At 68.4% G+C, this 22,176-nt stretch carries 23 protein-coding genes; 15 read left to right on the top strand and 8 right to left on the bottom strand.

Translation table 11 applies throughout. The annotated features are described in order from the left end of the window. Window positions 1-82 precede the first annotated feature (82 nt). Complete coding sequence (locus ABT352_RS03910) at window positions 83-280, top strand: DUF397 domain-containing protein (protein ID WP_350942283.1); 198 nt, start codon at window positions 83-85, stop codon at window positions 278-280. A gap of 73 nt (window positions 281-353) precedes the next feature. Next, window positions 354-899 (top strand): AAA family ATPase, encoded by a 546-nt coding sequence (locus ABT352_RS03905; protein ID WP_350942281.1) that lies wholly within the window; start codon window positions 354-356, stop codon window positions 897-899. 121 nt (window positions 900-1,020) lie between these two features. Here ABT352_RS03905 and ABT352_RS03900 read toward each other — a convergent pair whose 3' ends face one another. Then, the gene (locus ABT352_RS03900; protein WP_350942279.1) at window positions 1,021-1,611 is read right to left on the bottom strand and encodes a YdeI/OmpD-associated family protein; all 591 of its coding nucleotides are present in this window, start codon (window positions 1,609-1,611) and stop codon (window positions 1,021-1,023) included. Then, the gene (locus ABT352_RS03895; protein WP_350942278.1) at window positions 1,608-3,503 is read right to left on the bottom strand and encodes an NAD(P)-binding domain-containing protein; all 1,896 of its coding nucleotides are present in this window, start codon (window positions 3,501-3,503) and stop codon (window positions 1,608-1,610) included. The genes ABT352_RS03900 and ABT352_RS03895 overlap by 4 nt, the downstream gene beginning before the upstream one ends. Before the next feature lie 422 nt (window positions 3,504-3,925). Here ABT352_RS03895 and ABT352_RS03890 point away from each other — a divergent pair, with 422 nt between their 5' ends. Beyond that, the gene (locus ABT352_RS03890; RefSeq protein ID WP_350942276.1) at window positions 3,926-4,453 is read left to right on the top strand and encodes a pyridoxamine 5'-phosphate oxidase family protein; all 528 of its coding nucleotides are present in this window, start codon (window positions 3,926-3,928) and stop codon (window positions 4,451-4,453) included. 159 nt (window positions 4,454-4,612) lie between these two features. Here ABT352_RS03890 and ABT352_RS03885 read toward each other — a convergent pair whose 3' ends face one another. Then, window positions 4,613-5,494, bottom strand: coding sequence for a TIGR01777 family oxidoreductase (locus ABT352_RS03885; RefSeq protein ID WP_350942274.1), 882 nt, complete (start codon window positions 5,492-5,494; stop codon window positions 4,613-4,615). A gap of 80 nt (window positions 5,495-5,574) precedes the next feature. On the opposite strand from ABT352_RS03885, the gene ABT352_RS03880 reads away from it, so the two are divergent. Next, a complete protein-coding gene (locus tag ABT352_RS03880) occupies window positions 5,575-6,153 on the top strand; it encodes a YdeI/OmpD-associated family protein (RefSeq protein ID WP_350942273.1) in 579 nt (192 codons plus the stop codon). Window positions 6,154-6,322: 169 nt separating this feature from the next. Here ABT352_RS03880 and ABT352_RS03875 read toward each other — a convergent pair whose 3' ends face one another. Further along, complete coding sequence (locus ABT352_RS03875; RefSeq protein WP_350942272.1) at window positions 6,323-7,783, bottom strand: amidohydrolase family protein; 1,461 nt, start codon at window positions 7,781-7,783, stop codon at window positions 6,323-6,325. A gap of 213 nt (window positions 7,784-7,996) precedes the next feature. Here ABT352_RS03875 and ABT352_RS03870 point away from each other — a divergent pair, with 213 nt between their 5' ends. The 5 genes from ABT352_RS03870 (at window position 7,997) to ABT352_RS03850 (ending at window position 12,404) form a co-directional block, all read left to right on the top strand. Next, complete coding sequence (locus tag ABT352_RS03870) at window positions 7,997-9,208, top strand: CaiB/BaiF CoA transferase family protein (RefSeq protein ID WP_350942270.1); 1,212 nt, start codon at window positions 7,997-7,999, stop codon at window positions 9,206-9,208. 159 nt (window positions 9,209-9,367) lie between these two features. Continuing rightward, a complete protein-coding gene (locus tag ABT352_RS03865) occupies window positions 9,368-10,192 on the top strand; it encodes a citryl-CoA lyase (RefSeq protein ID WP_350942269.1) in 825 nt (274 codons plus the stop codon). A gap of 31 nt (window positions 10,193-10,223) precedes the next feature. Then, window positions 10,224-11,087 carry a DODA-type extradiol aromatic ring-opening family dioxygenase gene (locus ABT352_RS03860; RefSeq protein WP_350942268.1) on the top strand — a complete coding sequence of 288 codons (864 nt, stop codon included), beginning with the start codon at window positions 10,224-10,226 and terminating at the stop codon, window positions 11,085-11,087. Beyond that, the gene (locus ABT352_RS03855; RefSeq protein ID WP_350942267.1) at window positions 11,084-11,446 is read left to right on the top strand and encodes a hypothetical protein; all 363 of its coding nucleotides are present in this window, start codon (window positions 11,084-11,086) and stop codon (window positions 11,444-11,446) included. Before ABT352_RS03860 ends, ABT352_RS03855 begins: the two co-directional genes overlap by 4 nt. A 4-nt stretch (window positions 11,447-11,450) precedes the next feature. Continuing rightward, window positions 11,451-12,404 carry a quinone oxidoreductase family protein gene (locus ABT352_RS03850; RefSeq protein ID WP_350942266.1) on the top strand — a complete coding sequence of 318 codons (954 nt, stop codon included), beginning with the start codon at window positions 11,451-11,453 and terminating at the stop codon, window positions 12,402-12,404. A 143-nt stretch (window positions 12,405-12,547) separates the two neighbouring features. On the opposite strand, the gene ABT352_RS03845 is transcribed toward ABT352_RS03850, so the two are convergent. Further along, window positions 12,548-13,342 carry an IclR family transcriptional regulator domain-containing protein gene (locus ABT352_RS03845; protein WP_350942265.1) on the bottom strand — a complete coding sequence of 265 codons (795 nt, stop codon included), beginning with the start codon at window positions 13,340-13,342 and terminating at the stop codon, window positions 12,548-12,550. 484 nt (window positions 13,343-13,826) lie between these two features. Here ABT352_RS03845 and abc-f point away from each other — a divergent pair, with 484 nt between their 5' ends. After that, window positions 13,827-15,461 carry a ribosomal protection-like ABC-F family protein gene (abc-f, locus tag ABT352_RS03840; RefSeq protein WP_350942263.1) on the top strand — a complete coding sequence of 545 codons (1,635 nt, stop codon included), beginning with the start codon at window positions 13,827-13,829 and terminating at the stop codon, window positions 15,459-15,461. A 31-nt stretch (window positions 15,462-15,492) separates the two neighbouring features. On the opposite strand, the gene ABT352_RS03835 is transcribed toward abc-f, so the two are convergent. Together ABT352_RS03835 and ABT352_RS03830 are read right to left on the bottom strand one after the other, a co-directional pair. Further along, the gene (locus ABT352_RS03835; RefSeq protein WP_350942262.1) at window positions 15,493-17,031 is read right to left on the bottom strand and encodes an MDR family MFS transporter; all 1,539 of its coding nucleotides are present in this window, start codon (window positions 17,029-17,031) and stop codon (window positions 15,493-15,495) included. A 72-nt stretch (window positions 17,032-17,103) separates the two neighbouring features. After that, on the bottom strand, window positions 17,104-17,235 hold the full coding sequence (locus ABT352_RS03830; RefSeq protein WP_350942260.1) for a hypothetical protein: 132 nt from the start codon (window positions 17,233-17,235) through the stop codon (window positions 17,104-17,106). A 124-nt stretch (window positions 17,236-17,359) separates the two neighbouring features. On the opposite strand from ABT352_RS03830, the gene ABT352_RS03825 reads away from it, so the two are divergent. Beyond that, the gene (locus ABT352_RS03825; protein ID WP_350942259.1) at window positions 17,360-17,923 is read left to right on the top strand and encodes a hypothetical protein; all 564 of its coding nucleotides are present in this window, start codon (window positions 17,360-17,362) and stop codon (window positions 17,921-17,923) included. 60 nt (window positions 17,924-17,983) lie between these two features. Here ABT352_RS03825 and ybiA read toward each other — a convergent pair whose 3' ends face one another. Beyond that, the gene (ybiA, locus tag ABT352_RS03820; protein ID WP_502992770.1) at window positions 17,984-18,550 is read right to left on the bottom strand and encodes a riboflavin biosynthesis intermediates N-glycosidase; all 567 of its coding nucleotides are present in this window, start codon (window positions 18,548-18,550) and stop codon (window positions 17,984-17,986) included. A gap of 224 nt (window positions 18,551-18,774) precedes the next feature. Between ybiA and ABT352_RS03815 the strand changes: the two genes are divergently transcribed. The 4 genes from ABT352_RS03815 to ABT352_RS03800 all read left to right on the top strand — a co-directional run bounded on the left by ABT352_RS03815 (window position 18,775) and on the right by ABT352_RS03800 (window position 21,957). After that, window positions 18,775-19,545: a phosphotransferase gene (locus ABT352_RS03815; protein ID WP_350942258.1), complete on the top strand. Its 771-nt coding sequence runs from the start codon at window positions 18,775-18,777 to the stop codon at window positions 19,543-19,545. Between the two features lie 117 nt (window positions 19,546-19,662). Continuing rightward, entirely contained in the window at window positions 19,663-20,175 is a 513-nt protein-coding gene (locus tag ABT352_RS03810) for a SigE family RNA polymerase sigma factor (protein WP_350942257.1), read from the top strand. After that, window positions 20,172-21,122, top strand: a complete 951-nt coding sequence (gene mltG, locus ABT352_RS03805) for an endolytic transglycosylase MltG (protein WP_350942256.1) — start codon at window positions 20,172-20,174, stop codon at window positions 21,120-21,122. The genes ABT352_RS03810 and mltG overlap by 4 nt, the downstream gene beginning before the upstream one ends. Window positions 21,123-21,339: 217 nt before the next feature. Next, window positions 21,340-21,957 carry a signal protein gene (locus tag ABT352_RS03800; protein ID WP_350942255.1) on the top strand — a complete coding sequence of 206 codons (618 nt, stop codon included), beginning with the start codon at window positions 21,340-21,342 and terminating at the stop codon, window positions 21,955-21,957. Window positions 21,958-22,176 lie beyond the last annotated feature (219 nt).

Genomic DNA, 22,176 nt, shown 5'->3' with positions numbered 1-22,176 from the left:
TGTCTTTTAATCGTATTCGTAATGCAGCGCTCGCCCCTGACGCATCGCAAGCGATGATCGCCGCGGCCATGAAGGAGTAGCCATGTCCTCTGATCTGCTCGGCGCCGAGTTCCGCAAGTCCAGCTACAGCAACAGCGGCGACGCATGCGTCGAGGTGGCGACGAACCTGCCGGGCCTTGTCGCCGTCCGCGACAGCAAGGACCCGTCCGGCCCCGCGCTCACCTTCACCCCGAAGGCATGGCGCGACTTCCTCGCGGGCGTCCGCGACGGCGATTTCTGACTCGCCCCCGTACGGCGGACACGACCGCGGACGTACGAGGTTTTCTACCACCACAGCGCGACAAAGGACATTCATGAGCCCCATTCCCCCGCAGGCCGTCGTTCTCGTCACCGGGATCCAGGCCGCAGGGAAGTCGACCGTCGCACAGATGCTGGCCGAGCGGTTGCCGCGTTCGGTGCACGTCCGGGGCGACCTGTTCCGTCGCATGGTGGTCAACGGCCGGGCCGACATGACGCCCGACCCGTCCGCCGAGGCGGTGCGGCAACTGCGGTTGCGGTACCGGCTGACGGCGGCCACCTGCGACGCGTACGCCGAGGACGGGTTCACGGTGGTCGCCCAGGATGTCGTCCTCGGCGACCACCTCGCCGAGATGACCGGTCTCATCCGACGGCGGCCGTTGTTCGTCGTCGTGCTCGCCCCGCGCCCCGAGGCCGTCGCCGCCCGCGAGGCGGCCCGGGGCAAGGAGGCCTACGACCGGTGGACCATCGACCTCCTCGACGAGGGCCTGCGTACCGCGACCCCCCGCCTCGGCCTCTGGCTCGACACCTCCGACCAGACCCCCGAGGAGACCGTGGACGAGATCGTTGAGCGGGCGGGAGCCGAGGCCGAGGTTCGGTGATCGGTCAGACGCTCCACCCACGGTGGTCGGTCAGACGCTCCACCCACGGTGATCGGGCGGACCCTCCACCCACGGTGGTCGGTCGGACGCTCCACCCGCAAGGTCGCGGCGTGGGGAGGCGTCACGGTTTTCTTCGGGGGCCGTGGAGCGGCTCCCCGGCTTCGAGGCGTTCGACGTAGTCGGCGATCCTGCGTGCCCTGGTCTCGGCCTTCCTCGCTTTCTCGACGGTGAGCAGGATCTGGTAGCCGTTGCTTCTGCTGAGGGCGGCGAAGGCGGCCGCCGCGGCGGGAGAGGCGTCGAGCGCCGCCCGCAGGTCGGGTGGGACCTCGGCCGTGCTCGCCGGGGCGTAGGCCGCGGCCCAGCGGCCGTCGGCCTTGGCGAGTTCGATCTGTTCGAGCCCGGCGGGTCGCATCCGGCCCGCCGCGACGAGCTTCTCGACCTTGGCACAGTTGATCTTCGACCACGAGCTGCGGGCCCTGCGCGGGGAGAAGCGCTGGGCCCACCAGCCGTCCGGCGAGTTTCCGGAGAATGCCTTGCCGTCGATCCAGCCGTAGCACAGGGCCACGTCCAGGGCCTGGGACCTGGTGACCGAGGGCACCGGCGTCCCCTTCTTCGGCAGGGCGACCCAGACCTCGTCCGCGGTCCGGTGGTTCGCCTCCAGCCAGGTGGCGAACTCCTCGACCGAGGCGAAGCGCAGGTTCTCGTCCGTCATCGAACACCCTCGACGTGCAGACCTCCGGCCTTGACCTCGGTGGATCGGCTCAGCTGCTCGGCGGCGGCCTTGACCCGCTCCAGGGTCTTGTGGATGCCGTCGCGCAGCTCTTCGGTGTGCCCCTCGTAGCCGCCGAGCGCCAGGTTGGCGAAGGACGCGGTGCGCTTGCGCTGCCCGGCGCTCTGCCCGGAGACGTCCCACCGCTCGGTGAGCAGGGTGCCGCCGCCGTCCTGCTCCAGCCGGTAGCTCCAGCGCACGCCGTTGGTGGCGGTACGGAACGCGAAGGACTTGCCCGGCTCCGCCTGCTCGACCTCGTTGGTGGTGACCCAGGTGACCCAGCCGCGGCGGTTGATCCCGACGAAGCGTGCGCCGACCCCGCGCCTGCCACCGATCCAGAAGCATCGACGGCATTCGGGACTCCACTGTCCCATCCGCGTCACGTCGCTGATGAGGTCCCACACCACGTGCGGATCGGCGTCGATCCAGATCGACGCCTCCTCGGGCTCGTAGCCCTCGGGAAGCCCGTTCGCGGCGGCCTTCGCCTTGAGCCTGGCCTCGGCCTTGGCCGCCGCCGGTGCGCGCCGGGCCCCGTCGCGCCGGGCGCGGCGCAGTTCGGCCAGGTAGGGATAGTGGTCCACCTGCATGGTGTGCCGCTTGGACGTCACGTAGCGCTTGGCGAGCCTCTCCTTGTACTGGTCGATCTCCCGGCGCATCCGCTCGGGCGAGGGCAGCGCGGCGCTGCCGTCCAGCAGGTCGGCCACCCAGTGGGACTGCGCCTCGGACAGCACCGTGGTCGCGCCCAGGGGCTGGAAGAGGCCGATGAAGTACAGGCCGGGGTGGTTGGGGTCGACCACGCGGTGGAACAGGGAGACGTCGTTGTCGGTGGGGGCGATCACGCTCTCGTCCAGGAACGGGAAGTTGATCTTGTACCCGGTGCTGTAGATGACCGCGTCGATCACCTCGCTGCTGCCGTCGACGAAGTGCACCGTGTCACCGTCGAAGCGGGCGATGTTCGGCTTCACCGTGATGTCGCCGTGGCCGAGGCGGGGCAGCAGGGACTCGGAGACGGTCGGGTGGGAGTTGAACAGCTTGTGGCCCGGCTCCGGCAGCCCGTAGTCGGTGACCTTGCCGACCGTGAGGCGCAGCAGGCCCGCCATGATCCACCGCTGCATCTCCCTCGGCAGCACCGTGGTGAGGAAGGGGCTGATGAGGTCGTCGCTGGGCTTGCCGAACATGAACTTGGGGAAGACGTACCCCCCGCGGCGCATGGCCATGAAGGTGCGCTCGGAGACGGTGGAGGTCTCCACCGCGATGTCCGACGCCGAGTTGCCGAGGCCGAGCACGAGCACCCGCTTGCCGGCGTACTCGTCGGGGACCTTGTAGTAGTGCGAGTGGGTCTGGATGCCCGTGAAGGTGTCCGCGCCGGGGAAGGCCGGCTCGGGGTAGCGGGGGGTCGAGTGGTGTCCGTTCGCCACCACCACCGCCCGGTAGTGGCGGGTGGTCTCGGCGCCGGTGTCGCGGTTGCGCGCGGTCACGTGCCAGCCGCCGCCCTCGGCCGGTTCGACGCGGGTGACCTCGGTACGGAAGATGATCGCGTCACGGAAGCCGAAGTGGTCGACGAAGTCGTCGAAGTAGCGCGCCATCTGGTAGTGGGTGGGATAGGCCGGATAGTGGTCCGGCATGGGGTAGCTGCGGTACTCCGTCAGGTGTCGGGAGGTGTTGATGTGCAGCGACCGGTAGCCCGAGGACAGGCCGTTGTCGTTGAGATAGCGCCAGTTGCCCCCGATTTCGGAGCCGGCCTCGTAACAGTCGAAGGCGATACCGCGCTCGTGCAGGACCTGACAGGTGGCGATACCTGATGATCCCGCTCCGATAATACAGACGTCCTCCATGATTCCCTTCCTTCTTGGGATCGGTTTCCCGGTCGCACCCACCTCACCGTGCCGCTGCGAAACACGAGGCCATATCCCCTGGTTTCGCGTCACCCTTTCGCTCAACCGTCCACGGCGTTTACGTTTACCTGCGATCAGGTTATGCCGGTAACACCTTTCGGACAACGGACACCCCATAAGGGTTGCTTATTGAATAACAGAACAGCCTCTTATTGGACTCGCGACGCCCCTGCTCATCACGGGTGGCGAATTAAGGTCACCACGGAGCCTGATCGATGCGAGAGAGACCCCTTATTGCGACGTCATTGCCCGCCCGCGACCGCGGACGTAGCCTCGTGATCGGAACATCATCCATCACCTATCCGGCACCGGGAAAATCTCCCCTCATCGAGACGGCCCCTGCGTCGCAGAAAGGAAAAACGATGTCCGTCACTTATCCCGAGGCGAAACTGGACGTGCGTTACAGCGAGCCGGGGGTGGAGCCCACGTCGTGGCAGGAGACCCTGGGCGTGCTGGAGACGGCCGAGCTTTTCTGGCTGACGACCGTCCGCGTCGACGGCCGCCCCCACGTGACCCCGGTGGTCGCGGTGTGGCACGACGACGCCATGTACTTCACCACCGCTTCGATCGAGCAGAAGATGCGCAACCTTGAGCACAGCGGAAAGGTCGCGCTGACGACGGGGAACAACCTCTGGACCAAGGGACTCGACATCGTCGTCGAGGGCACGGCCACCGAGATCACCGCCCCCGAGGCCCTGCCGGGGATCGTCGACGCCTTCGACGCGAAGTACGGCGCGCACAACAGCTGGAGCCTGGAGCTCATCGACGATGTCGCCCAGGTCGCGGGCCACCCCGCGATCGTGTTCCGCGTCGAGCCGGCCAAGGTGCTCGCGTTCGGAAAGGAACCGCACGCGCAGACCGGCTACCGCTTCACCGTCTCCCCGGCCTGACGGCGACCGCTACGCGTCCGAACGCCGGCGCCCACGGCGTGATCCCGGCCTCTCACGGAACGCCGGCGAGCCCGATGCCCCGCCGGAGGCCGGCAAGCCCGGCATCTCACGGGAGGCCGACAAGCCCGGCGTCCCACCGGAGGCCGGACGCCCCGCGTCTCACAGGACGTCCGCGAGCGCGGCGTCGAAATCGACGTGCCGGAACGTGAAGCCCGCCTCGCACAGGACCCGCGGAACCGCGCGCAGGCTGATGAGCGCCAGTTCGTCGGCCGACTCCCCGAGCACGGCACGCACCACCGCCTTCGGTACCGGCAGATACACGGGCCGCTGGAGTGCCCGGCCCAGCGCCTTGGTGAACTCGCCGTTGGTGACGGGTTCCGGCGCGCACAGATTCACCGGTCCGGAGATGTCCGGGTTCTCCAGGAGGAAGCGGATGGCGGCGACCTCGTCCGGCAGGCTGATCCACGCCACGTACTGCCTGCCGTCGCCGAGTCGCCCGCCCACTCCGAGCCGGATCGGCGGCCTGAGCAGGCTGAGCAGGCCGCCGTCGGACGACAGTACGAGGCCGGTGCGCAGCAGCACGACCCGGCTGCCCGCGTCGCGCGCCACCGTGGTCGCCGCCTCCCAGTCGACGACCATCTCGGCGAGGAAGCCGCGGCCCAGGCCCGACGTCTCGTCGGCGACGTCGTCTCCGGTGTTGCCGTAGAAGCTCAGGCTGGACGCGTTGAGCAGGGTGGGGATGCCGTACTCGGCGACGGCTTCGGCGAGCGTCCTGGCAGGCTCGATGCGGCTGGCACGGATGCGTCGCTTCCGCTCCGCGTTCCAGCGCCCCTGGACCGACGAGCCACACAGGTTGATCACGGCGTCGACGCCGTCGAACGCGTCTCGCGGAATCGTGCCGGACGGTGGATCCCATCGGTGCTCGTCCTGCGCCGCCGGTTCGCGTCGTACGAGTCTGCGCACCTTGTGGCCCGCTTCGCGAAGCTCGGAAACGATTGCCCTGCCGATAAGACCGGTTGATCCCGCGACGACGATCAGCATATGAACCACATTACTTCGCCCGCATTGTCGCGCGTCAATACGGCACCGAGAGCGACAGCGGGGGCGATAACCTGATCCATATGGATGAGCGCGACGGAGTGGAAATCATCGCCTTCCCGGACGCCGAGGCGTTCGAGAGCTGGCTTGCCGGGAATCACACACGCCACGAGGGCCTGTGGGTCAAATTGGCCAAGAAGAAAACGGGTATTCCAACGGTCACTTCCGACGAGCTGGTCGATGTCGGATTGTGCTACGGCTGGATATCGGGGCAGCGACTGTCTCTCGACGAGCGGTACTACCTGCAGAAGTACGTGCCGCGCCGCCCCAGGAGCCTGTGGTCGCAGGTGAACGTCGACAAGGTCGCGATGCTGACCGCCGAGGGACGGATGCGCGAGCCCGGCCTCGCCGAGGTGCGCAAGGCGCAGGAGGACGGGCGGTGGGCGGTGGCGTACGAGTCACAGAAGACCGCGACGGTGCCCCCCGATCTCGCGGCGGCGCTGGACGCGGATCCGGATGCCAGGAAGGCGTTCGAGGCGCTCGACAAGACCGGGCGTTACCTGGTGATCCTGCCGTTGCTCCAGGCGCTCACACCGGAGAACAGGAAGGTCCGTCTCGACAAAATCCTCGAAACTCTCGCAAAGAGCGAAAAATCGCGATAAATAATCGTTATCAACCCTGGTCACCGTCCGAATCCATTCACCTCTCGCCGATATTCGGGTAGCGGGAAATCACCGGATTCGTCCCACCCTTGAGCGACACGCCCCCTCCGGGAGTGACCCCCTCCGTCACTCCCGGACCCCGCGGTGACCCGACCGGATCGCGGTGGCGCTACTCGGACTCCCGCAGGGAGTGGGTCACGTCGCTGTGGTAGTCGGTGTAGGTGTACGGATTGTCGAGGAGGGTGGTCTGGGGGACGTCGGGGTTCATGCCCTGCCGCCACGCCTCCTCTCCCATCGTCGTCCGCAGGTGGTCGACGGTCCGCTCGACCTGCCGGCGGGCGGCGGCCAGGTCGATGCCGAGCAGGCGGTGCTCGTGCTTCACGACGCGGCCGTCGACGAGGACGGTGTGCACGTCGCCGCGCTGCGCCTGGAACGCGACGTGGCCGTAGGGGTTGAGCATCGGGAACGAGACCGGTGAGTGCTCGTTCTTGATCAGGACGATGTCGGCCTTGCGGCCCACCTCCAGGGCACCGAGCTCGTCGTCGCGGCCGAGGGCGCGCGCACCGCCTCGGGTGGCCCAGTCCACGACCTGGTCGGCACGCAGGTTGCAGTGCGTGACGGTGTCCCCCTTGGCGTGGGCCTCCATGTGCTCGCGGGAACGGTCGGCGCCGAGCGTGGTGCGCATCGCGGAGAAGAGATCGCCGCTCCACCAGACGCTGGTGTCCATCGAGAGCGAGACCGGGATGCCGTGCGCCCGGATGGCCCAGGTGGGCGGATAGCCCTGGCCCGCGCTCTGCTCGCTCTCGGTGGAGATCGAGATGGAGCCGCCGGTGGCCGCGATGCGGTGGTAGGAGTCCGCGGAGAGCGAGGCGGCGTGGACGTACACCGTCTCGGCCCCCATGAAGCCGTGGTCGTACATGAGCCGGATGCCGTCGTCGCTGGTGGCGCCCCACACGCCGGCGTGGGTGGTGACCGCGACGCCGAGTTCGCGGGCGACCTCGAAGGCGGGCCGCTCGGGGAAGGACGGGTCGCCGGTGACGTCGAAGGCGAGCTGGAAGCCGAGCATGTCGTCCCCGGTGATCCGCCGCCGGACGAAGTCCCGGAACTCCGGCGCGGCGGTCCATTCGGCCGGCGCCTGCTGGATGTTGCCGTACGCCAGGACGAACCGGCCGGGCACCGAGCGCAGCGCGTCCACGGCGGCGTCGGCGTGGTCCACCGTCTGCAGGCCGTGTGACCAGTCGACGACGGTCGTGACGCCCGCGTCGATCGCCTCGATCGCGGCCAGCACGTTGCCGGCGTGGACGTCCTCGGGCCTGAAGAGTTTGCCGTGTTCGAGGTAGTACCAGATGAAGTACTGGGTCAGGGTCCAGTCGGCGCCGTAGCCGCGCATCGCGGTCTGCCACATGTGCCGGTGGGTGTCGATCATTCCGGGCATCACGATGCCGTCGGTCGCGTCGATCTCGGCGGTGCCCTCGGGGACGGACAGCTCGGGCCCGACGGCCGCGATCCGGTCGCCGACGACGAGGACGTCGGTGCCGGTGAGAACCCGGCGCCCGTCGTCCATCGGCAGCACCGTGCCTCCGCGCAGCACCACCGGCCGGCCTGGCTCGAACCGAATCCGCTCGCTCATGACCAGAACTCCTTACCGCACATACCAGATCACCTGACCGGACGTGTGTCCGTCTTACGGTCAATATGTTTCTCCGTACTGTCGTGCCTCACGCTGCGGCTGTCAACAGATCGTTTCCGTGCGCGGCTCGCTTGACGGATGACGTAAATTGGCCAGAATCGAGCTAGCGGACATATGTCCATTGAGCGGACCAACGAGAGGGGTTGGGTGTCAGTGAGCGCTGCGTCGCCGGACGAGAGCGCCGGCGGACCGTCGGAGACACCGTCGGCGGCGCCGTCGGGGCCGCTGTCGGGGGTGCTGGTCGCGGACTTCTCGCGGGTGCTGGCCGGGCCGTACGCCACCATGCTGCTCGCCGACCTGGGCGCCGAGGTGGTGAAGGTCGAGGGCCCCGGTGGCGACGACACGCGCTCGTGGACGCCACCGGTACGCGGTGACGTGTCCACCTACTACCTGGGCGTGAACCGCGGCAAGCGTTCGATCGCACTGAACCTGCGCGACGAGACCGACGCCGGGCTCGCCCGCGAGCTGGCCCGCAGGGCGGACGTGGTGGTGGAGAACTTCAAGCCCGGCGGGCTCGCCAAGTACGGCCTCGACTACGACAGCGTCCGCGCGGCCAACCCGGGCGTGATCTACGGCTCGATCAGCGGCTTCGGCTCCGGCGAGGGACGCCACGTGCCCGGATACGACCTGATGGTGCAGGCGATCTCCGGCCTGATGAGCCTCACCGGGGACCCGGACGGGCCGCCCTACCGCGCGGGGATCTCCGTGTTCGACGTGATGGCCGGCAACCACGCGGTGATCGGCATCCTCGCCGCGCTGCGCCACCGGGACGCGACCGGCCAGGGACAGCACGTCGAGGTGAACCTCCTGTCGTCGGCGCTGACCGGGCTGGTCAACCACAGCTCCGCCTACGTCGCCGGCGGGGAGATCCCCTTCAGGATGGGCAACGCCCACCCCAGCGTGTTCCCGTACGAGCCGCTGCCGACCGCCGACAACGACCTGATCGTCACCGCCGCCAACGACGGCCAGTTCCGCAGACTGTGCGAGGTCCTGGGCATCCCGGAGATCGCCGACGACCCCCGGTTCGCCCGCAACGCCGACCGCACCGAACGCCGTGACGAGCTGCGTCCGATCCTCGTCGAGCGACTCGCCGCGCGGGGCGCGGTCGAGTGGTTCGACCTGCTGGTGGAGGCCGGGGTGCCCAGCGGCCCGATCAACACCATCGACGGCGGGTTCGCGATGGCCGAGCGCTTCGGGCTCGACCCGATCGTGGAGGTCGGCGAGGACGATCGGGCGGTGCCGACGACGCGGCATCCCATCAGGTTCTCGCGGACCCCGGCCGGCTACCGGCTGCCACCGCCCGAACTGGACGAGCACGGCGCTGAGCTGCGTGAATGGCTCGCGAAGGATAACGACCGTGACTGAGCCCGACGAGTCGCGCGAGACGTTCCCGACGGAGGACGACCGTGACCGCACCGGACCGGCACAGCGCCGAACCACGCGAGACGCCCGCGACGGAGAACGCCCGTGACCGCATCGGACGAGCACGGCACCGAACCACGCGAGACGCCAAGGAGAACGACCGTGACCGAACGGATCGACCGTCCCGAGTACCCGACCGCGCTCGGCGCCTCCAGCCTCAAGAAGATCACCCTGCTCGGCCACGACCTGGCGGCCGACGTCATGGGCGAGGTCGGATTCGGCGAGCTGGCCTTCTGGCTGGCGACCCAGCGGCGGCCGGAGCGCGGTGAGGTGCGGGTGTTCGAGGCCGTCCTGGCCGCACTCGCCGACCACGGCTTCACCCCGACCGCGATCGTCACCCGCCTCACCTACCTGTCCGCGCCTGACTCGGTGCAGGGCGCGCTCGCGGCGGGCCTGCTGGGCGGCGGGTCGAGGTTCCTCGGCGTCACCGAGGACACCGGCCGCTTCCTGCACGACGTGCTGACCTCGGTCGACGGCGATCTCCCGGAGGGCGACGACGGCTGGGACGCCCTCGCCCTGAAGACCGTCCAGGAGCGGCGCGCCGCCGGGAAGTTCGTCCCCGGGCTCGGCCACCACGTCCACAAGGAGGGCGACCCGCGCACCCCCCGGCTGATGGAGATCGCCACCGAGGAGGATCTGTTCGGGCCGCACCTGTCGCTGTTCGCCGCGATCGGCCGGGTGCATCCGCAGGTGCTCGGCCGGACGCTGCCGCTGAACGGGGCCGGGGTGTGCGGCGCCGCGCTCGCCGACCTGGGCCTGCCGCTGGAGCTGCTGCGCGGGTTCGCCCTGCTCGCCAGGACCGCCGGGCTGATCGGGCAGCTCGCCGAGGAGATACGCAACCCGGTCGGCAACGACATCTTCCTCTCGGTGGACCTCAACAACCGGCCCGTCGAGCCCGTGCCGTACACCCCGGAAGATCCTTCCTGACCTCCCCCACCCCGCACGACAAGGAGTTCCCATGGCCGAGCTGGTCGCGGTGATCGCGTCCACGCACCACCCGTTCTACTACCGGGCGAGCACCGCGACGGGTGCCGACCGCCCGGAGTTCGCCGACGAGTGGGTACGCAAGGTCGAGGCGTTCCGCGAGACCCTGACCAAGGCGCGTCCCGACGTGCTGGTGATGGTGGGCTCCGACCACTTCCACCAGCTGTGGCTGGACAACATGCCGCAGTTCCTCATCGGCAAGGCACCGTTCTACGACGCCAACTTCTACAACGAGGAACGCGAGTTCGGGCTGCCGCGCATGCTGTTCAGAGGCCAGGAGGACCTCTCGGCCTACCTGCTGCGCGAGGGTATGGACGCGGGATTCGACCTCGCGTTCTCCAACGAGCTGCGGATCGACCACTCGATCACGTGCCCGATCATCACGCTGCGCCCGCAGAACGACCTGCCGATCGTGCCGATCTACACCAACATCTTCGCCCCGCCGCTGCCGAGGCCCAAGCGCTTCGTACAGCTCGGGAAGACGATCCGCGAGCTGGTGGAGTCCTGGCCGCAGGACATGAGGGTCGCTGTGATCGGCACCGGGCACCTCTCGCTGGAGCTGGGCGGGCCCCGGCAGTTCGGCCCCCACGGCCCCGACCCGGAGTTCGACCGGCGCGCCGTGGAATGGATCTCGACCGGTGACCTTGAGGGCTGCCTGTCGGAGGTGACGCTGGACAGCCTGCACGCGCCGGGCAACGCCACTCACGGCTTCATGGACTTCATGCTGATGATGGGCGTCGCGGGCGAGGGCAAGAAGGCCGACTACGTCGACACCTATGACCTGTTCCACACCATGGAGGCATACTTCACCTGGTACCCGAACGGAGTCGGCCAGTGAGCAAGTACCTGCTGAACAAGTTCCTCTACACCGTCGACCGCGACCCCGAACTCGTCGAACGCTACCGCGAGGACCCCCGGGGCACCGTGGAGTGGTGGGAGAGAGAACAGGCCAACCGCATCCTCAACTGCATCGACGGCGAGTCGAGCACCTGGCTCTCCTTCGACGACACCGAACGCGCCGCGCTCACCGAACACGACTACACCAAGCTGTTCGAACTCGGGGCGCACCCGTTCCTCACCCTCACCCTCTTCATCGCGATGTTCGAACGCGACCACGACGAGCCACTCGGTTTCCAGCTCCAGTACGCCCAACGGCTCGCGCACTTCGCGCTCCCCTATCCCGACATCGCCACCTGAGCCCATGCGCGCCATAGAGATCCAAGAACCCGGCCGGCCCCCGGTGCCGGTCGAGCGGGACGCGCCCGAGGCCGTCCGGGGCGAGACGCTGATCAAGGTGACGGCCGCCCCCGTCACCCCGCTCGACCTGCTGTGCGCGAGCGGCACGTCCTACTTCGGCAGGCCACGGACCCCGTACGTGCCGGGTGTGCAGGGGGTCGGGACCGTCGAGGGCGAACCGGTGTGGTTCGCGACCTCGGCGGGGATGGCCCCCGGGGACGGGAGCATGGCCGAGGTCGCCCGCGTCCCCGAGGGCAGTCTGGTGAGACTTCCCTCGGGAGTCGACCCGGTGGCGATCGCCGCCCTGGGACTGTCGGCCATCGCCGCGCACCAGGCGCTGACCTGGCGCGGTGAGCTGGTCGCCGGAGAACAGGTCCTGGTGCTCGGCGCCGGTGGCGTGGTCGGCCAGGCGGCCGTCCAGCTCGCCCGCCTCGCCGGTGCCCGCAGGGTCGTCGCGGGCGCGCGGTCCGCCGCCGCCAGGGAACGGGCCGAGCTGGCCGGTGCCGACGCCGTCGTCACGCTCGACACCGAGGACGTCGCCGAACTGGCCGCGCGCTTCGCCGCCGTCGCCGACGGACCAATCGACCTGGTGCTCGACCCGCTGTTCGGCGTACCGGCCGCGGCCGCCGCGCGCACCCTGCGTCCCGGCGGCAGGCTGGTCAACCTCGGCAGCTCGGCGAGCGAGACCTGCCCGATCGACTCGGCCACCCTCCGCGGAAAATCACTGCGTCTGCTCGGCTACACCAACAACGAGCTGACCCCGGAGCAGCGCGCCGCCTCGCTCACGCTCATCTCCGAACAGGTCCTGCTCGGCAACCTGTCCGTCACCCACGAGAGCCTGCCGCTGCGGGAGGCGGAGGAGGCGTGGCGGCGCCAACGCGAGGGCACCGCGACCGGCCGCATCGTCCTCATCCCCTGAACGCCCCGGACGGTCAAGACAGCCCGGACGACTCCGGAACGCCCTGATCGACCCGACAACCCCGGACGAACGGTCAGGACACGATCGTCCGGGGCCGAATCCGGGTCCAGGTCCAGGTCCGGGTCACGCGGGGCACCACCGGGTCACCGGGTCACGTGAGGCACCGTCTCCAGCCGGGCGAAGTCCGCGCTGATCTCACCGGCGGTCTGGAGCAGCGGAGGAAGGTGCTCCTCCAGGAGCCGTTCCAGCGAGGTCTCCGCGGCGTGGCTGTTCACGTTGATCCCGGCGATCACGCGTCCTGACCCGTCACGCAGCGGCGCGGCGACCGAACGGATCCCCGGCGCGAGTTGCTCGTCGGTGAACGCCCAGCCGCGCGCGCGGACCTCGCGCAGCTCGGCGGCCAGCTCCTCGCGGCCGATCCGCCGCGGTTCGATGCCGGAACGGGACGGCTCGGCCAGCACGCGCTCCACCTCCTCGGGGGTGAGCGCGGCCAGGCAGACCTTGCCCAGCGACGTCGCCTGCGCCGGAAACCGGGTGCCGATCTGCACGGCCAGGCCCACGATCTTGGGAACCGCGACCCGTGCCACGTAGACGATGTCGGAGCCGTCGAGCTGGGCGATCGAGCACGACTCACCCGTACGGGCGACGAGCCTTTCCAGGTGCGGGCGGGCGACGTCCCACAACCCCATCGAACGCACGTAGGCCACCCCCAGGTCCAGCACCCGAGGGGTGAGCGCGAACCCTCCCTCGCACGAACGCACGTAACCCAGCTCCTGGAGGGTGAGCAGGATGCGGCGGGTGGTCGGCCTGGCCAGACCGGTCGCCGTGGCCACCTGGGTCAGTGACATCACCGGCCGGTTGGGCTGGAAGGCGGTGACGACCTCCAACCCCCGGGCCAGTGCCTCGATGAAATCCGGTCCGACGCCTTCCCGCGGCATTGACGGACTCCTCACGATGGGGTGGTTACCGGACGATCCACCTTCAGGGGGACCGGCATACGGACAATTTATGTGAGTGCCTGGCATATTCGCCACCTAGCTTATATGTCCACGTAGCGCGGCACCGCGAAGACGACTTCCCGCCGTATCGTGACCCCGACCCGACCGGCGGTCGACGACCGCATCCCTCTTCGCTCGCTGGGCGGACAAGTAGCCATTCTCCGGCGCGTCCGTCGACCGCGGGACCCGGGGTGACGGCATCGCGCCCGCACCCTTTCACGTCCAATATGCTGGGCTACGAGTGACAGGGAATCAGGGAGACCAGACGTGATAGGCGACGACGACATCTCCGGGTGATACCGGAAGTGATCGGCCACCGGCGGGCGCGTAGGAGCGCCGACGCCGTGGCCACCTCTGTCGTCAGCCCATCGATCCCCGCCGGGCGGCTCCGACGCGCGCCCGCCTCCCATACGAGGTCTCTCGCATGTCCGATGCGTTCATCATCTGCTCGAACCTTTCCTTCTCCTGGCCCGACGACACCCCGGTCTTCCAGGATCTGTCCTTCACCGTGGGTGCCGGCCGTACCGGCCTCGTCGCACCGAACGGCGCGGGGAAGAGCACGCTGCTCAAGCTGATCGCCGGGGAGTACCGGCCCGGCGGCGGAAGTGTGTCCGTCGAGGGCGTGCTCGGCTACCTCCCGCAGACCCTGCCGCTCACCGGCGACCTCACCGTCGCCGAGGTCCTGGAGATCGCTCCGGTGATCAGGGCCCTGGACGCCATCGAGTCCGGAGACACCGACGAGGAGCACTTCACCACGATCGGCGACGACTGGGACATCGAGGAGCGCACCCGTGCCCAGTTGGACCGGCTCGGCCTCGGGGAGATCCCCTTCACCCGGCACCTGCGCACCCTCAGCGGTGGCCAGATCATCTCTCTCGGCCTGGCGGCACAGCTGCTGAAGCGGCCCGACGTCCTGCTGCTGGACGAACCGACCAACAACCTCGACCTGGACGCGCGCCACAAGCTCTACGACGTGCTGGAAGACTGGAACGGCTGCCTGCTGCTCGTCAGTCACGACCGAGCGCTGCTGGACCGCATGGACCGCATCGCCGAACTCGACCGGGGCGAGGTCCGCTCCTACGGCGGTGACTTCACCGCCTACGAGGAGTCCGTCCGGGCCGCCAGGGAGGTCGCGGAGAAGAACGTCCGCAACGCCGAGCAGGAGGTCAAGCGGGAGAAAAGGGAGATGCAGCAGGCCCGCGAGCGGGCGGCACGCCGGGCGAGCAACGCCGCCCGCAACCTCAAGGACGCCGGCCTGCCGAAGATCTTCGCGGGAACGATGAAACGCGACGCCCAGGAGTCGGCGGGAAAGGCGAACGAGACCCACGCGGCGCGGGTCAACGACGCCAAGGCCCGGCTCGACGAGGCGGGCCGGGCACTGCGCGACGAGCAGAAGATCACGCTGGAACTGCCCGGCACCAACGTCCCCGCGGGACGCACGGTCTTCCTCGGGAGGGGGATGCGGGTCCACTACGGTGAGCGGGAGGTGTTCGCGGGAGAGGGCGCCGACCTGACGATCCGGGGACCCGAGCGGATCGCACTGACCGGCTCCAACGGCACCGGCAAGTCCACCCTGCTGCGTCTGATCAACGGTGACCTCGAACCGGAGGGCGGTCAGGCCAGGCGGGCCGACGGCCGGGTCGCCTACCTGTCCCAACGACTGGACCTGCTCGATCCCGGCCGCACCGTGGCGGAGAACTTCGCCGCGTTCGCCCCCGTGATGCCGCAGGACCAGCGGATGAACCTGCTCGCCCGCTTCCTGTTCCGTGGCGCCCGCGCTCACCTGCCGGTCGGGGTGCTGTCCGGCGGTGAGCGCCTGCGCGCCACCCTGGCCTGCGTGCTGTACGCGGAACCGGCACCGCAGCTACTGCTGCTGGACGAACCGACCAACAACCTCGACCTGGTCAGCGTCGGCCAGCTGGAGAGCGCGCTCAGCGCCTACGAGGGCGCGTTCGTCGTGGTCAGCCACGACGAACGCTTCCTCGCCGAGATCAGGATCGACCGCTGGCTGCGGCTCTCCGAGGGCCGACTGCTGGAGACGGGACCACCGACGGACTGAACGGTCCCTGCCCGCACATGCCCCCACGTCGTCACACCGGCTCCGTCGACCGGACCTTCTCGACCTCGTCGGCGGTGCCGCCCACTCCGGCAGGGACGTCCTTCTGGTCCGAGCCGTCCCCCTTGGCGGAGGTGCCCTCCTGAGCGAAACCGTCCGCGTGGCCGGGACCGTCCGCGTGGCTGTCCTCGTGGCCGTCCGCGTGGGCGGGACCGTCCGCTCGGGCGGGCAGGAGCAGGGCGGTGATGATCACGATCACGGACAGCGCCGCACCGATGATGAAGGCCAACCGCATACCGCCGAGGGTGGCGAGCACCTCCGTGGCTCCCTCAGATCTCAGGGCACCGGCTCGCGCGCTCATCACGGTGATCACAAGCGCGGTACCCATCGCTGCGGCGACCTGCTGCAACGTGCTCAGAATCGAGCTGGCGTGGGAGTAGAGCGGCGGCGGAACGGCCCCGAGCCCGAGGGTGAACACCGGTGTGAAGGCCAGGGCCAGACTCACCATCAGCAGCGCGTGCAGACCGAGGAGCTGCCAGAACGGCATCGTCATCGTGATCTGGGTGAAGCCGGTGAGCGCGAGCGTGATCCCGATCGCGCCGGGGACGACCAGCACCCGACCGCCGAACCGGTCGAACAGACGGCCGACGACCGGACCGAGCAGACCCATCGCGAGACCACCCGGCATCACGAGGAGCCCGGTCTGCAGGGCGCTGAGCCCACGGACGTTCTGGAGGTACAGCGGCAGCAGGATCATCGAGCCGAGCATCGCCATGAAGGACACCGACATCAGGATCAGCGCGACCGTATAGGTGCGGTATCGCAGGGTGCGCAGGTCCAGCAGCGGTATGTCGCGCTTCTGCAGCGACACCTGGCGGAGGACGAAGACGAGAATGGCGAGCAGACCCGCCGCCACGGTCGTGACGGCGACGGCGACGTCACCGCCCTCGAACCTGCTGAGCCCGTAGACCAGGCCGCCGAAACCGGCGGCCGCGGTCACCACGCTCAACCAGTCGATGGTGCTGACCTCGGGCTCCCCGACGTTCTTGAGCTGCCTCAGGCCACCCCACGTGATCAAGGCGGCGATGGGGAGCACCACGGCGAACAGCAGCCGCCAGGACCCGAAATTGAGGATCACTCCCGAGACCGCCGGACCCATGGCCGGCGCGACCGAGATGGCGAGGCTGACGTTGCCCATCACCCGGCCCCGCTCCGACCTGGGCACCACCTGCATCAACGTGGTCATCAGCAGCGGCATCATCACGGCCGTCCCCGACGCCTGGACGATGCGGGCGCCCAGCAGCACCTCGAACGACGGCGCGACGGCGGCCAACGCCGTGCCGAGCAGGAACAGACCCATCGCGACGGTGTAGGCGCTGCGGGTGGACACCCGCTGCAGGAACCACCCGGTGATCGGGATGACCGCGGCCATGGTCAGCATGAAGGCGGTCGAGAGCCACTGCGCGGTCTGCTCGTTGATGTGCAACGCGTCCATCAACTGCGGGATCGCGTTAATCATGATCGTTTCGTTGAGGATGACCACGAATGTGGCGAGCACCAACAGCCGGATCACGGGCGGGGTGCGACCTGAACCAGCGGTCGCGGACTTGGCTGGTGAATCGAGCTGGAGGCTGGACACGGCTCCTCAATCGGGGTTGTCGAAGATGAGATCGGTGGCGTCGAACACGACGCGGTCATGGGGCTGGCGTCCCAGCCTCAGGTCTCGCAAGACGTTGCGGTCATGCAGAGTTTGACGCACACCACCGACAAAACTCATCGGTCGCCCCCAGCATTCCCGCGAACAGTGCGACATGTCACTCGATTTTCACCGGCGAACAACGCCCCGCAGATGACGTGTCGATCGCGACTGAGATGTGATCTCCTTACGCGAAGCTGGCCCCGTGAGCATGGATGAACTGCGTCTTCGCGTTGAGGAGTTGTCCCAGCGGTTCGGGATCAACCCACCTGACGTGGTCCACGGCGAACCGCCCCAAGGAGCGGACTGCATCCTGAAAAGACGCGGCAAGAACTCCCTGATCGTCATCGGAGCCGGCTTCGACACTCTGCCCAGGCAGGTACAGGACGCAGATCTCGCGTGGGCCGTCGCGGCATCCGACCGCACACGCGTCCGTAAGGAAGGTGTCTCAGCTGCGACCTCGCTCGGCCTCGGCGCTGTGATCGGCCTCGTTGCAGCCCCGTTGATCTTCCTGTTCAGCTCACCCATCCCCGCCGCCGTGGTGGCGCTGATATTTTTCATCATGATCGGAATGCCGATCATGATGAGACAGCAGATCTACGCACTGGACCGCAGGGTGGCGGAGGTCTGTGGAAAAGAGATGCTCCATCAGGCCCTCACGTACTGGCAGGAGCACCCGCCTCGAATGCGAGGCCTCTACCGGCTCGTGTTGAAGGTGCAACCTTCCATGGCGAAACGAGCTGCCCGGCTGGCTCCTGCGAATATGTGAGGGCGACCGGCGCTCCCCACCGCATGAGCGACACCGTCGGCATCGATCACATCGTCACCGTCACGATCGCCGAAGGGCCTGCCTCACCTCCATCAGGGCGAACCCCAGCAGGTTCAGCCCCGGCCACAGCTCCGGTTTATCGGCTCGTTCGTCGTCGGCCGCCAGTCCGATCCCCCAGACACGATCGACGGGGCTCGCCTCCACCAGCACCCGCTCACCGGTGCCCAGCAGGAACTCCCGCAGATCGGCGTTCTGGCCGAACTTCGCGAAGTTGCCGCGAACCACCAGGTCAAAGCGAGCCGCCGTCCACTTCTCCTCGTCGAAGCCCCGTACACGTCGTCCGAGATCCTTGACCTGCCCGGGGTGATCGGCCGCCACGATCGCCGCCGCGCTCTCCTCGTCACCGAACAGCCGCGCCTTGCCCGCCATCATGAAGTGCTCCGCCGTACGGTAGACCACGCCGTCCACCACGAAGTCCGCCGGCCACCACTGCGATAGGCACCCGGCCCCTACCCCTCCGGAACGCGGCGGCCGATGCCCCCAGAACATCAGATACTTGATCCGCTCACCGCCCCGGGTCGCCTCGGCCAACCCCGCCACATCACGCGCCTCCACCGCCTTCGCCATGCACGCACCCTCCCAAACCCCCCGTGTCCCGCGCCAACCACTTTCCAAAGTGAAGCCCTCCGGTGACCGCGGCAGGGATGCGCGCCGCCCTGATCCGACGCGGCCCATGGGAAGTGATAACGAGTGCTAGCCTGCCCAAATGTCTGCGTACCTGGCGTTGAAACGTCGAGCAGCAGCCTCCGGACGCGCCGGGAAGGCCACGTGTTCGTCATAGGTCGTGCGAGATGACCGAGAGAAAAGAGTTGCGCGGCGGCGTGAACGTGGTGCGCCGGCACGGCGATGTCGTCCACCGACCGGCCTCGGCGGCATCACCGACGATCCACCGGCTGCTGCGGCACGTACGCGCGCAGGGCTTCGACGGCGCCCCCCAGCCGCTGGGCTTCGACGCCGACGGCGCGGAGATGCTGACCTTCCTGCACGGGGAGGTACACGAGGCGCTCCCGCCCGAACTGCGTACCCTCGAACTCCTCGACTCGGCGGCCACGCTGCTGCGCCGCTATCACGACGCCAGCGCCACGTTCGCGACCGCTCCCGGCGACCGGTGGTGGCTCCCCGCCCGCTCTCCCGTCGAGGTCGTCTGCCACGGCGACGTCGCACCCTACAACTGCGTGGTGCGCGACGGCCTGGCCGTGGGCTTCATCGACTTCGACGCCGCGCACCCGGGCCCGCGCCTCTGGGACGTGGCGTACGCGGCCTACCGGTTCGCCCCCCTGCACGCACCGGGCAACCCCGACGGCTACGGCGGCCCCATGGAGCAGGGGCGTCGCGCCGCCCGCTTCTGCCGCGTCTACGGCATTCCCGCCGACACGACACTCCTCGATGCCGTCGCCGACCGGTTGCGCGCCCTCATCGACCTCATGCACGATCAGGCGGAACAAGGCCACGAGGCGTTCCTGTCCCACATCGAAGACGGTCACGCCGACCTGTACGAGGCCGACATCCGCTATCTCGACGTGAACCGCGACACCCTGCTCGGTGCCTTCGACGACGAGTGACGGCGCCGCATGCCCTGCCACCGAACGTCGCGGTTCTGATGTGAATCGGTTCGGTCATGCCGGCATAGATCCACGCCCTGTCCTCGTCCTTGCTTGGTGACATCGCGAGGAGGACAGGTGGATCCAGGATTTGAGGCGGACTTCCGGAAGTTCGTCATCGATCGCTCAGGGGCGCTGTTCCGTACCGCGTATCTGCTGACCGGTGACCGGCACGCCGCCGAGGACCTGGTGCAGTCGGCGCTGGCGAAGACCGCCGCGAAGTGGCGCGGCCTGCGCGACACCGCGGCCATCGAGGGCTACGTCCGTCGCGTCATGTACCACGAGCAGGTGAGCTGGTGGCGGCGCCGTTCCCGTGTCGCGGAAGTGCCCACCGGATGGCTGCCCGACCAGATCGGCGAGGAGCACGCCGAGATGGTGAACCTTCGCCTGGTGATGCGTACGGCTCTCGCCCGGCTGACACCCCGGCAGCGGACCATTCTCGTGCTCCGTTACTTCGAGGACCTGTCCGAGACCGAGATCGCCCGGCTGCTCGGCCTCAGGGTGGGATCGGTCCGCAGCCAGATTTACCGGTCGTTGGAGCGCCTGAAGAAGGCGGCGCCTGAGCTGAGCACCGTAAGGGAGTTCGGATGAACATCGAGGATCTGCTGCGCGAGACTCTTTCCGACATGGCCCGTGAGGAGCAGCCGCCCCCGCCTGGCCGGTTCCTCCACGTCAACGGGAGCCGATCCCGTCGCCGCGGCCTCGTGCCGGCGGCGGCAGCAGCCGTCGCCGTGCTGGCGATCGGATCCACGCTCGCGGTTCAGGGTCTGTCCTCACGGACGGCGACCCCCGGGGTTCTCACCGGGCAGGGCTCCGGCGAGACACGTGCGGAGACCCGGATCACCGTGACGGTGAACGAAGGACAGCGGCTCTCCGGTGTCTTGAAGGATCTGTCGACCGCCACCGGCAAGCCGCTGAAGGAGTTCGAGCGGGCCGCCGAGGACGGTGAGGCGCTCGGCCTTCCCGCCTACGCCAAGGGCAGGCTGGAAGGATTCGCCTTTCCCGCGACCTATGAGATCTCGCCCACGTCGAGCGCCGACGAGATCCTCGCCGCGATGGTGACACGCTTCAATCGCGCCGCCGAGGACGGCGACCTGGTGGACGGTGCCAGACGTGTCGGCCGTACGCCACTGGAGATCCTGACCATCGCCAGCATCGTCCAGGCCGAGTCGGCCGGCAGGCGCGACATGCCCAAGATCGCGCAGGTCATCTACAACCGGCTGAACCACACGCCCGAGATGAATCTGCAGTTGGACAGCACGGTCCTGTACGGCCTGGACAAACTCGGCATCAGGGCCTCGAACGAGGATCTCAAGAGCCGGTCGCCGTACAACACCTACGCGCACCGCGGCCTGCCGCCCGGCCCCATCGGCAACCCGGGCGCCGACGCCATCGAAGCCGCCCTGAAGCCGGCCGCCGGCCCCTGGTTGTTCTTCGTGACGACCGACCCGAAGAAGGGCATCACGAAGTTCGCCGCCACCGAATCCGAGTTCTTCAAGCTGGTCGAGGAATACAACAAGAACCTCGGGACCGGGTGACGAAGCGGCGCGCCACGCTCCTCGCCACACCGATCGGGCAAGCCGCCTCTCTTTGTACCTTCATCGGGTCGCAACGACGGAGTCGCTGCTCGGTCTCGTCTCGAGACTTTTGAAGGCACCGAACACGCCGAGTTCTGCCCGAACACCATCGGTTTCCACGAATCCTGGGACGGCTCTCCGCCTGATCCCATGAAGGCTTCGGGGCTATGATTCCCGGATGTCTTTTAGAGCCGCCCTACCGTTTCTTCTGGCCGCTGGTCTTCTCGTCGGCTGTGGGGTGGTTCAAGAGAGCGGCGCGGGCAGAATTGCCTCTCCGAAACCGGTGACCTCGTCGGCGGAAACGATCCAGGGGCGTTGGTGGACCTGGGCGGCCTCGGAAGGCGAGAGCACGAACCCCGTGATGGACACGACCGGGGAGTTCTGCGACCGGAACCAGCCGGAGGACGTATGGTTCCTCGCCGGAACCTTCGGCGGTACCTCGCAGCGGACATGCAGGGTTCCCGCCGGACGACCGATGGTGTTCCCGCTGGTGAATCGGCTCTGCTCCGAGGCGAAATGCAAAAAGTTCCTGGCCATCGCGGAAGGCGGAGCCACCCTCGACGGCGAGCCGGTCGCGCTTGAACGGATGGAAGACGACGACGTTGTCGTGACCGGGGTGGCGGACAACCCTCTGACGGGCGAGGAGGGAAAGACCAGATCCTACGCTTGCGGCATCTGGGCGCGGCTCCAGCCACTGCGGCCCGGTCGTCACACACTGACCATTCGCGGATCCGCCGGCGACTTCCACACAGGCGTTGATTACACGCTCGTCGTCGAGACCGAGCCACGAGCATGAGTGCACTCTGAGATTTCAACGAATGGTCGATGAAGCCCAGCGACCATCACCTCGTCCGCAACCGAGGAAACGCGGCCCGCATTGTGCGGGCTGGAGGGCGATGCCGAATTCTTGGATGAGGCCGCCGACGGAGGGGATGCGTTCTCACTACCCGCGCCGCAAGATGCGGATCAGCTCTCCGATGGTGGCCGGCACTTGAAAAAGTCCCGGCCCGGAGGG

Origin of the sequence: Streptosporangium sp. NPDC000563, from assembly GCF_040299985.1 — a bacterium.
In the GTDB taxonomy this organism is placed as follows: Bacteria; Actinomycetota; Actinomycetes; order Streptosporangiales; family Streptosporangiaceae; genus Streptosporangium.
The sequence above is the reverse complement of the archived record's forward strand: the minus strand, read 5'-3'. Positions and strand labels throughout refer to the sequence as shown.